Origin of the sequence: Marinitoga sp. 1155 (assembly GCF_001021175.1) — a bacterium.
Classification (GTDB): Bacteria; Thermotogota; Thermotogae; order Petrotogales; family Petrotogaceae; genus Marinitoga.
In genome coordinates this window covers 1-10,532 of record NZ_AZAX01000025.1, presented here as the reverse complement: position 1 = coordinate 10,532, position 10,532 = coordinate 1, and the positions used below count along the sequence as shown (strand labels likewise).

Annotated in this window: 8 protein-coding genes; 2 read left to right on the top strand and 6 right to left on the bottom strand. The window is 28.1% G+C overall.

Annotation, left to right across the window (positions count from 1 at the left end):
• A partial coding sequence (locus tag X274_RS07785; protein WP_047266270.1) for an AAA-like domain-containing protein occupies positions 1-727 on the bottom strand: 727 nt, incomplete at its 3' end.
• A gap of 381 nt (positions 728-1,108) precedes the next feature.
• Positions 1,109-2,638 carry an AAA-like domain-containing protein gene (locus tag X274_RS07780; protein ID WP_047266269.1) on the bottom strand — a complete coding sequence of 510 codons (1,530 nt, stop codon included), beginning with the start codon at positions 2,636-2,638 and terminating at the stop codon, positions 1,109-1,111.
• Positions 2,639-3,317: 679 nt separating this feature from the next.
• On the opposite strand from X274_RS07780, the gene X274_RS07775 reads away from it, so the two are divergent.
• Complete coding sequence (locus X274_RS07775; RefSeq protein WP_047266268.1) at positions 3,318-3,626, top strand: hypothetical protein; 309 nt, start codon at positions 3,318-3,320, stop codon at positions 3,624-3,626.
• Position 3,627: 1 nt separating this feature from the next.
• On the top strand, positions 3,628-4,674 hold the full coding sequence (locus tag X274_RS07770; RefSeq protein ID WP_047266267.1) for a hypothetical protein: 1,047 nt from the start codon (positions 3,628-3,630) through the stop codon (positions 4,672-4,674).
• Position 4,675: 1 nt separating this feature from the next.
• On the opposite strand, the gene X274_RS07765 is transcribed toward X274_RS07770, so the two are convergent.
• Genes X274_RS07765 through pnp form a run of 4 tightly spaced genes read right to left on the bottom strand, consistent with a single transcriptional unit; the run spans position 4,676 to position 10,128 of the window.
• Complete coding sequence (locus tag X274_RS07765) at positions 4,676-5,746, bottom strand: HD-GYP domain-containing protein (RefSeq protein ID WP_047266266.1); 1,071 nt, start codon at positions 5,744-5,746, stop codon at positions 4,676-4,678.
• The gene (locus X274_RS07760) at positions 5,743-6,753 is read right to left on the bottom strand and encodes an HD-GYP domain-containing protein (RefSeq protein ID WP_047266265.1); all 1,011 of its coding nucleotides are present in this window, start codon (positions 6,751-6,753) and stop codon (positions 5,743-5,745) included. Before X274_RS07760 ends, X274_RS07765 begins: the two co-directional genes overlap by 4 nt.
• A gap of 14 nt (positions 6,754-6,767) precedes the next feature.
• Positions 6,768-7,979, bottom strand: coding sequence for a M16 family metallopeptidase (locus X274_RS07755; RefSeq protein WP_047266264.1), 1,212 nt, complete (start codon positions 7,977-7,979; stop codon positions 6,768-6,770).
• Positions 7,954-10,128 (bottom strand): polyribonucleotide nucleotidyltransferase, encoded by a 2,175-nt coding sequence (gene pnp, locus X274_RS07750; RefSeq protein ID WP_047266263.1) that lies wholly within the window; start codon positions 10,126-10,128, stop codon positions 7,954-7,956. Before pnp ends, X274_RS07755 begins: the two co-directional genes overlap by 26 nt.
• Between the last annotated feature and the right edge of the window lie 404 nt (positions 10,129-10,532).

The window sequence follows — 10,532 nt, the reverse complement described above, 5'->3', positions numbered from 1 at the left end:
CTAAATCATATGCAAGTCCATTTGTTAATCCTGGTTGTCCTGCTGCGTTGTGCCATATTAATTCTTTTACTTTTTCTTCGAATATTTGTCCTGTTTCTTTTTCATGTTGTGAAAGTAAATCATATACTTGTTCTTTTGTAAAGTATGGCACTTCTAAATGTTCTGCAATATTAAACGGACTGGCATTGTCTTCTAATATTCCGCTTAGATATCCTACGCTTATTAATATTACACTTCTGAGTTTGTATATTTCCCTATCATGATATATTTTTCTTATCGTATGTAAAAATTTGTTCATTAATTTTTCATTATCAAATTTTTCAAATTCATCTATCATTAATACCACTTCTTTTTTTGTTGCTTCATATATTTTGTCTATAATCTTGTTTATTTCCCTTACATTTTTATATTCTTCCTTTTTTATTCCTATTTTTATATTTTGATTTTTTAATTTTTTTATTATATCTTCTAAAAATACTTCTATAAACTCTTTTTCATCTTCTAAGCCATCATAATCCTCAAAAGATATAAAAATAGGTAAATATTTTTCTTTTGTTTTTTCAACTATATCTTTTAACAATGTTGTTTTTCCACTTTGCCTTGGCGCTGATACTGTAAAGTATCTCCAGTTTTCTATATGATCAAGCGCTTCTTTCATTATATCGGGTCTTTCCACATAATAACATGTTTTTTTATCAACGGGACCACTTGTGCAGAATCTTCTCATTATCTCACCTCCGGTGTTACACGCCTACGGCGGGTTATAGGATAAAGGTTTAAGATTTTAAAATAAAAACTTTTTAATATTTGCAAAGCAAATATTCACGCCTACGGTGGGTAATAGGTTTAAAAATTGGTTTTTAATTAAAGAAAAAACTTTTGAGCTATCGCTCTCCTTTTCCCTTAGATTTTTTATACCTAAAAAATCTAAGCGTGAATGTAAGCCGTCAAAAAAACAGGACGTTTTTTTGAGTGAAGCTTTTTCATGGATGAAAAATCGATGCGACGGCTGAGAATGAATAATTTTAAGGATAATCGCTGCCTGAGTGAATTTGACTTTTTAGACATCGTATGATAATATTTTTCTTCCAAAAAGTCATATATAGAATTATTTTACCTTTGACGGATTTTTAAAATTTGTTTTTATAAACCATATATGTAATTTTATTCCATTTTCTTCTTCTGTTATATATTCAAAATCTTTTATTGTATTTGAATATATTATTAACCATCCATCTTTTATCCCTTTTCTTTTTATATATTCTTTTATTTGCTTTTTTGATTTTTCATATTGATCTTCATCTATATTTGCTTTTATTTCTATTAAGTATTCTTTGTTGTTTAAATTTATCAATAAATCTATTCTTCCTCCGCCTATTTGTGTTTCAGGATATACTTTTCCATCTGCTGCTTCTACATATAATCCAAGAAATTGATCAAGATTGTATTGATATACTCCTTCGTAATAGTTTCTGCCCTTGAACATTATTGCTCCTCTTGATTTTATATATTCTATATATCTTTTCATCAATTTGTTTAAATCCAAACTTCCATCTTTGTTTAGATATTTTTTTATACTTTCATCAAATGGTTTCATTTGCGATTTTTCTCCGTTAATTTGTGGTTTAAATCTTGCATATAATGCTTTGTAATACAACGGCACTTTTACACAGCATATACCTTCACAATTGTCTATTACTCCGTTTAAATATAAGAATTTTATGTTTTCATCATATATATTAAATTCTACATTATTTGGTTCAAATAATATTTTCATCATTAATTCTTTTTCTTTTTTTGCTTTGTTTATTATATTTGATATGTTTTTGTCTATATATACTCTCATATAATCATATAATGTTTTTTCAAAATGTTTTTCTGTTATTATTTTTTCTCCTTTTGCTTTTTTCATTACTAAGTCATATGCAAGACCATTGGTTAATCCTGGTTGTCCTGCAGCATTATGCCATATTAATTCTTTTACTTTTTCTTCGAATATTTGTCCTGTTTCTTTTTCGTGTTGCGAAAGTAAATCATATACTTGTTCTTTTGTAAAGTATGGCACTTCTAAATGTTCTGCTATGTTGAATGGACTGGCATTGTCTTCTAATATTCCGCTTAGATATCCTACGCTTATTAATATTACACTTCTGAGTTTGTATATTTCCCTATCATGATATATACTTCGTATTACATGTAAAAATGTATTCATTATTTCTTCATTATTTAGTTTTTCAAATTCATCTATTATTAGTATTATATTTTTTTGAGTTGTTTCATAGATTTTATCTACTATATCTTCTATTTCTCTTATCCTTTTATATTTTTTATTAAATTCTATTTTTATATTTTCTTTCATTAATTTTTTTCTTGTCTTCTTCAAAAATACTTCCATAAACTCTTTTTCTTCTTTTATTCCTCCAAAACTTTCAAAAGATATAAATATTGGCAAATATTTATCCTTTATTTTTTCAACTATATCATTTAACAATGTTGTTTTTCCACTTTGTCTTGGTGCTGATACTGTAAAGTATCTCCAATTTTCTATATGGTCAAGTGCTTCTTTCATTATATCGGGTCTCTCAACATAATAACATGTTTTTTTATCAACGGGACCACTTGTACAGAATCTTCTCATGATTCACCTCCGGTGTTACACGCCTACGGCGGGTTATAGGATTAAAAATAGATATTAATAAAAAACATCTGAATAATTGCTCCGCAAATATACACGCTACGGTGGGTAATAGGATTAAAATTTTTAGATTTAAATATAAAAAAACATTTCTATATTTGCTCCGCAAATATACACGCTGCCGCGGGTTATAGGATAATAATTTATTATTTTAAAATAAAAACTTTTTAATATTTTCAAAGAAAATATTCACGCCTACGGCGGGCATCGGTTTAATTTTTTTTGATTTTTATCCACTTGAATTATATCACATTTCAGTAACTTCATTCCCAATCTATTCCACAACTATTCCCATGCAAGAACAAAATAAGATATACTACATTCGTCAGCGCTGATAAATGACGAAGTTATTTATTTAAATTAAAAAAACATCGTATTAACCTGCCGGCAGGAAAAATCTAATTTATAATAGAAAAAATTGGACCTGATGATGTATTTAGGGGGTCCCTCTTCAGAAAGAGATAGCAGTATTTACATTTTTAGGTTCAGGATGTTCAAGGTGTAAACAAACATATAAAATTATGCAAATAGCAATGGAGGAAATGGGAAAAAAGGTAGAGTTAATATTTGTTTTATGAAAATATGATATAATCGTATTAGCATCGAATTGGAGGTTGATTATATGTTCTGGTTTAAAAAAAAGAAAAAGGATATATCTAAAAATCCTTTTTATAATGAATCAAATTCACTCGTTTTATATTTTAAATGTGATAAATGCGGAGAAAAGTTTAGAAGTTATTTAAGGAAAGGATATGATTTTTCAACATCATATGAAGGCAAGGCTGTTTATGTTATAAATAAAGAATATGTTGGTTCCAAATGTTCAGAAAAGATAAATTTAATTGCGGAATTTGACGGGAATTATAGATTATTAAACTTTGAATTACTTGGCGGAACTCCTATAAGTAAAGACGATTTCATGGAGGAATAAGATGGAAGGATGGATACCAACCAAAAGATTACTAAAAATTACAGAATTTGCTGATAAATTATGTGGCAATGTTGAACCAATTCATCGATATATTTACCTATATTTCGATAAAGTTTTAAGAGTTTCCATGACAGATGGTTGTGCTGTGGCTAATATTCTCTTTTCAAAAGAGTTTTTTCCTTTTGAAAAAGTCTATAAAATTCCTATTCAGCATTTAAAAGGATTACTTAAAGGATTGAATGAAAAAGAAAATCCTTTTATAAGAATGTTAGCATTAGATGAAGGACTAAAAATAGAGTTAGAAAATATGGTTTTAAATATAGAAAGTGAAAACGATAAAAAACCTGTATTTAAAATAAAAGAACCGATATTAATTTCAAGTGTTAATTTAAAATCTTTCATAAAATCCCTTGATTTTTGTAGTATTCAGGGGATGGAAGGGGATTTAATAAGGATTTCTTCATATAAAGAAGATGTATATGGATATTTTTCAGGATATAATATATATACATATAGCTATCTTGGAAAAACTTCAAAAAGTTTTTCTATTGAAATCCCCTATGTCACCATTCGACATCTGGTAAAATCGCTCTCTTTAATTTCTGATGAAAAAATTGATTTATATCTTAATACCAATGCCCTTTTAATTAAAAGCAAAGGATTATATATAAATGTATGTAATAATAAAATTTCAGATAATTTTAAAATTGATTTTAATTTTAAACCTTTAGAAGAATTAAAAATAAACACAGAAGAATTTAAAAAAATTCTGAATAAAATATATACGACATTACCTTCGAATATTAAAATATATATAATATTTGGAAAAGATTCTTATATTATAGCTAAAGATAAAAACACAACGATAACATGGAAACTGAATTTAAAATTTAAATATAAATATCTTATAGAAATAAATCCCAGAAAATTCCGTTCATTGCTTTCAAGATTAAAAAATAAAGTTCTCATAAAAACAAATGAAAATAGTATTTTATTTATCGATAATAATAATTTTTTAGACATAAAAGTAAAAGAATTTTCTAAATAAATTATTCTATATACACATAATCCAGAACTTTAACTATTCTCAAAGAATGTTCTTTGCTTAAATCTATTGTTTCACTATGATCAACTTTTATTAAAGGACGTATTTTATTGGCTCTGTTTGAAGCAATTACCGTTCCAAATTGTCCATTGTTTAATTGAACCCTTGTTCCTGCAGGATATATACCAAAAGCATTTATCAATCCACGAGCCAACTCTCCATCAAATTGTTTTTCAACATTTGTTAATATAAACGATATTGTTTTATATGGCGTCCATGGACCTTTATAACTTCTTGTACTTGTTAAAGCATCATAAACATCAGCAATTGATATGATTTTACCAAATGTTGTTATTTGTTCCTTTTTCTTTCTCTCAAGATAACCTCTTCCGTCGATTCTTTCGTGATGTTCATATATTCCACCTATAATGTTAGGGTCTTTTATATTATTTTCCATAGCTAAATTTTTCCCAAATAATACATGATTTCTCATTGTATTCATTTCACTTTCAGTTAAAGCTCTTGGAGCGTTCATAATTTCAATAGGAACCTGTGTTTTTCCAATATCATGTAAAAGAGCTGAAATAGAAACATTTAACAATTCATCCCCAATTATACCATTTTCTATAGCCAACAAAGAACTGATAATCATAACGTTCAATGAATGTGAATATAAATACTCATCAAAATCTTTTAATTTTTTCAAAGGTACAAATAATTGATCAGAATAATTGTTTTCCAAATCTTCTTTTATAGATGCGGCTATACTTATTACCGAATCAATATCAATATCTCCGCTTTTTTCCAGTGTTTTAAACACTTCTTTTATTTTCTTATAGTTTAAATCAAGCTTTTCTTTACTTATAACTCCATGATTTTCAGCTTCTTTTTTTAATTCCTTCAATACATCTAACTTCTTTACTGGGATATTAAAAATTCCTGCTTTTTTTAAGGTATAAATGACAATTTCATTTACTTCTGTTCCTTTTTTTAAAATGACTTTGCCGGTTGTATCGCGTATATCCATTGCAAGCACCATGCCAAATTTAGCCTTGTTAAGAGGTACTATTTTCATTCAATCACCTCTTTTATGTAAATATTTGTATCCGGTCCAGTTTTTATCGTTTCATTATCTACCAATACTTCGGGGAAAAATTCTATTTCATTTCTTTTTAAAACAATTCCTGTTGTTCCGTTACTTAATTTAACCTTTGTGCCGGTAGGATAATATCCAGTAATTTCATATAATAAACTAACATAATATGGATCAAAAATAAATCCACACTTTTTTAATATCCATGACAATGCCTGATATGGTGTATATCCTAATTCCGTTAATGATGTATATGCATCAGCAACTTGTGTAATTCTAACAAGAGGAGGTATCTTTTCTCCTTTTAAATGAAACTTACCTTTTCCATCATATCTTTCGTGATGATATAATACGCTTTCTATAATTTCATGATTCAATGTTGCTTTTAAATCCTGTAGTTTTTTATAAGCAACTATATTGTGTATAAGAGCATTTTTCTCTTCACTTTCAAAATCATTAATAATACGTTCATCTAACATGGCATAGCCAATATCATGTATAAGCGCAAACTTCACAGTTTGCTTATACATAATATATGGAGTTTCTATTTTTTTCGCAATTATAGAGACGATTATAGCAGTATTTAAGGAATGATAGGTTAAACTATCATTCCCAAAAGAATTCATAAAATTCAAAATAAAATATTCTTTTACATCCAATATTTTATATATTTCTTCTGTTATATTGTTTAAAGATACATATATTTCTTCTTTGGAAAAATGGTGAAATAAATCATTAATAGAATTTATCCATTTGCTATAAACAACTTCATCAACAATATTTGGAAGGTTTTCAAAATTTTTTTGTATAAATCCAACTGCAGTTTCCGATTCTGCAATTTCAATTTCTATAATATCACTGCGTAATAATTGATCAATGGTTTCTTGATCAAGTTTTTGTCCCTTCTTTAAATTCAAATTATCTTTTAAACTATAAATATCCTCTCCAACTATCATACCTGGAGTTAAACTATTTATTTTTACTTTCAAAATCCCAACTCCATTTATTTTGGTTTAACAATAGAAATATATGGCTTTTGACTGAAAATTTCATTGGATACATTAATTATATCCTCATCAGTCTGAATATTAATTTTATTTACTATTTCATCTATATCAATTAGTTTGTCAAAAGACAGATAATAGTCTAATGCCAAAAAACCAAAATTTAACCCATTTTCTGTTTCAAGCATATATCTACCAGATAACCTTTTCTTTCCATATTTTATCCATTTTTCAAATGTATCTATATTTTTTAAATTTTCATTAATAGAGTTATTGAGTTTCTCAAAATTTTGTGGAACAGTAGCTGCAAATATAGTAAATGTACCTGTATCATTATAAGCAGAATAATCTGCAGTAATTTCATAAGCCAATCCCAGTTCTTCTCTGATTTTTGTAAATAATAATGAACTCATTCCGCTTCCTAAAAATGTTTTTAAAATTGCAGCAGGATAAAAACCGGATGACATTTTTGATGGAGCTTTAAATGAATATGCAATATATATTTGAGAAAGTTCTTCTTTTTCTTTTTCAATTTTTTCAACTTTTTCATTAAAAGTTGGACTTTTAAATGGATATTTTTCTCCTTCTCTATCTGGAATCAATCTTTCTATATTCAACAAAAGCTTTTCTAATTCTTTTTCCGGTCCTACAAGAGTTAAAACTATATTTTGTGGAGTATATTTTTCGAGATAATATTCTTTTAACATTTGTGAATTTAATTTAGATACGCTCTCTTTTGTGCCAAGTACAGGGAATGAAAATTCATTTGCAAACATGATTTTATTTAATTGTTCAAATGTATTTTCAACAGGTTCATCTTCATACATAGCAATTTCATCTAAAACTATTCTTTTCTCTTTTTCAATATCTTCTTTATTAAATTTAGCATTAAATATGATATCTAATATAATTTCCACTCCAATTTTTGAAGCAATTAAAGGAACTTTTGCATAGTATGCAGTTAAATTCTTCCCTGTAAAAGCATTTAAGGACCCACCAAATTCCTCGATGGGCCTTTTTATTTCTTCCATATTTCTGTTTTCTGTTCCTCTAAATACTGAATGTTCTATTAAATGCGATATTCCAGAAAGTTCAGCAGGTTCATGAGCAGAACCACCCCGTATAGCAGCAATTATCGACACACTTCTAACATTGTTTCTTGGAATTAATAAAACATCTAATCCTTTATTCAGCGTTCTTTTTATGATCATTTTTTTCCTCCGGTCTTTGATAATTTTTTCTTCTATGATTTTTTCTTTCTGCTGTTTTTTCACCAAATTTTTTCAATTGAATCCTACCATTATCATCAATACTTATTATTTCCACTTTCATAATATCGCCAATTTTGATACTTTTTAACAATTCTTTGGCATCTTTTCCTAAATTCGACATATGTAATAATCCTAATTTTCCTGGAATAATTTCAACAAACAATCCATAATTTTCTATTCTGGATACTTTTCCTTCGAAAACTTCTCCTTCTTTAACTTCTTTAATTAAACTTTCAATATATTTAATGGCATTATCTATATTCTGAACGTTGTGACCACTTACCTTTGTCAATCCAGTTTCATCATCTATAGAAATCTCAACATCAAAATCTTTATGTATTCCTTTTATTACTCTTCCACCAGGTCCTATAACCTCTGATATTTTGTCAATAGGTATTTTCGTTGTTTTTATTAAAGGTGCATACGGAGATAACTCTTTTTTTGGTTCTGAAATTGTATTATACATAATGTCTAAGATATGCAGTCTGGCGACTCTTGCTCTTTCTAAAGCTTCTTTTAATACCTCTTCATTCACTCCAGCTACCTTAACATCCATTTGAAATGCAGTAATACCATCCCTTGTTCCTGTAACTTTAAAGTCCATATCACCAAGATGATCTTCCATACCTAATATATCTGTTAATACAACAAATTTTTCATCTTCAAAAATTAATCCCATAGCAACACCAGCAACATGTTTTGGTATAGGAACACCTGCATCCATCAATGCTAACGAACCAGAACATACTGTAGCCATGGATGAAGAACCATTTGATTCTAATATTTCAGAAACAATTCTGATAATATAAGGAAATTCTTCTTCGGTAGGCAACATATTTTTTAGAGCTCTTTCAGCTAAATGTCCATGTCCTATCTCTCTTCTACTTAGCCTTAACCCTTTTACCTCTCCTGTAGAAAATGGAGGAAAATTATAGTGGAGCATAAATCGGCGTTCTCCTTCTTCAAATACTGTGTCTATTATTTGAACATCCATAGGTTCGCCAAGAGTAACAACTCCTAAACTTTGCGTTTCTCCTCTTGTAAACAATGCAGACCCATGTGTTTTTTCAAATAACCCTATTTCACATGTAATCGGCCTTATTTCATCTATTTTTCTTCCATCTGCTCTTATATTCTTTTCTATTATCATTTTTCTCATTAATTTCTTAATCTTTTCATCAAAAGATTCATATAAAAATTTCTTATACTTCTCATAATTTTCGTTATCCCATTTTTCAACATATTTTGTCTGGAATTCTTCTAATAATTCTTTTCTATATGAATCCAATGCATCGTCTCTGTCTTTTTTACCTTTTACCAAGATTCTTTTTTCTAATTCTTCATCATTTATCAATTTTTCAAAATCTTCAACAAATCCTTCTGGGATTTCAGGAGAAATCACTTCCCATTTTTCTATATTAAATTCTGAAACCACTTTTTCCTGAAATTCTATAATCTGTTTAATCGCCTCATGAGCATATAAAAGAGCTTTTACCATTTCATCTTCTGATACTTCTAAAGATTCTCCTTCAACCATAGTTATAGCCTCTTTTGTTCCAGCAACGACTATATCCATTCTGCTATTTTTCAATTCTTCCTGAGTAGGAAATACAACAAATTTTTCATCAACGTATCCCAATCTAACTCCTGCAACCATACCCTCAAATGGAATAGGAGATAAATTCAAAGCAAAAGAAGCTCCTGTTATTCCCCAGGTTTCAATACTGTCATCATTATCCATTGAAAATGCTGTAACTATAACCTGTATATCATTATGAAAATCTTTCGGGAATAAAGGTCTAATAGGTCTATCTATTAATCTGGAAGACAAAATAGCTTCACTGCTTGGTCTGCCTTCTCTTTTTAAAAAACCACCTGGTATTTTACCAACTGCATAAAATTTTTCCTGAAATTCTACGGTTAGAGGAAGAAAATCAATACCTTCTTTTGCTTCTTTTGAAGCAGTTGCGGTAACTAATATTGCTGATTTTCCATATTTTAATAAAATAGATCCATGTGCTTGTTTGGCCATTTTTCCATGTTCAATAATTAATTTTCTGCCAAAAATTTCTGTTTCCCATACTTTCATCTATATCACCCCTTTTGAAATAATTATAACATAAATTCTGTTAAATATACAAAATTTTACATTTTGCCAATTAATAACAATAAAAAAAAATATAACAAATCCAAATGGATTTGTTAGAACATTAACTTTTTTTATTTTAGATTGTCTAAAAAGTCTCAAATGAAACGAAGACTCGAAGATTGCCCTTAAAATTATGAATGTAAGCCGTCAAAATTACATGGACGTAATTTTGAGCGAAACAATACACGATGTATTGTTTGAGCGACGGCTGAGAATGAATAATTTTAAGGATTAGCAATCAAGCTGTCTGAGTGAATTTGACTTTTGGACAATCTTTTTTTATTTTTTATTTTCGGATTATTAAAATATAACAAATCCCAAAGGGATTTGTTATATTTTAAACT

Excerpts from the sequence above, each read along its gene's own strand:
- X274_RS07780 (WP_047266269.1), bottom strand. The coding sequence starts at position 2,638 with ATGAGAAGATTCTGTACAAGTGGTCCCGTTGATAAAAAAACATGTTAT.
- X274_RS07775 (WP_047266268.1), top strand. The coding sequence starts at position 3,318 with ATGTTCTGGTTTAAAAAAAAGAAAAAGGATATATCTAAAAATCCTTTT.
- X274_RS07770 (WP_047266267.1), top strand. The coding sequence starts at position 3,628 with ATGGAAGGATGGATACCAACCAAAAGATTACTAAAAATTACAGAATTT.
- X274_RS07765 (WP_047266266.1), bottom strand. The coding sequence starts at position 5,746 with ATGAAAATAGTACCTCTTAACAAGGCTAAATTTGGCATGGTGCTTGCA.
- X274_RS07755 (WP_047266264.1), bottom strand. The coding sequence starts at position 7,979 with ATGATCATAAAAAGAACGCTGAATAAAGGATTAGATGTTTTATTAATT.
- pnp (WP_047266263.1), bottom strand. The coding sequence starts at position 10,128 with ATGAAAGTATGGGAAACAGAAATTTTTGGCAGAAAATTAATTATTGAA.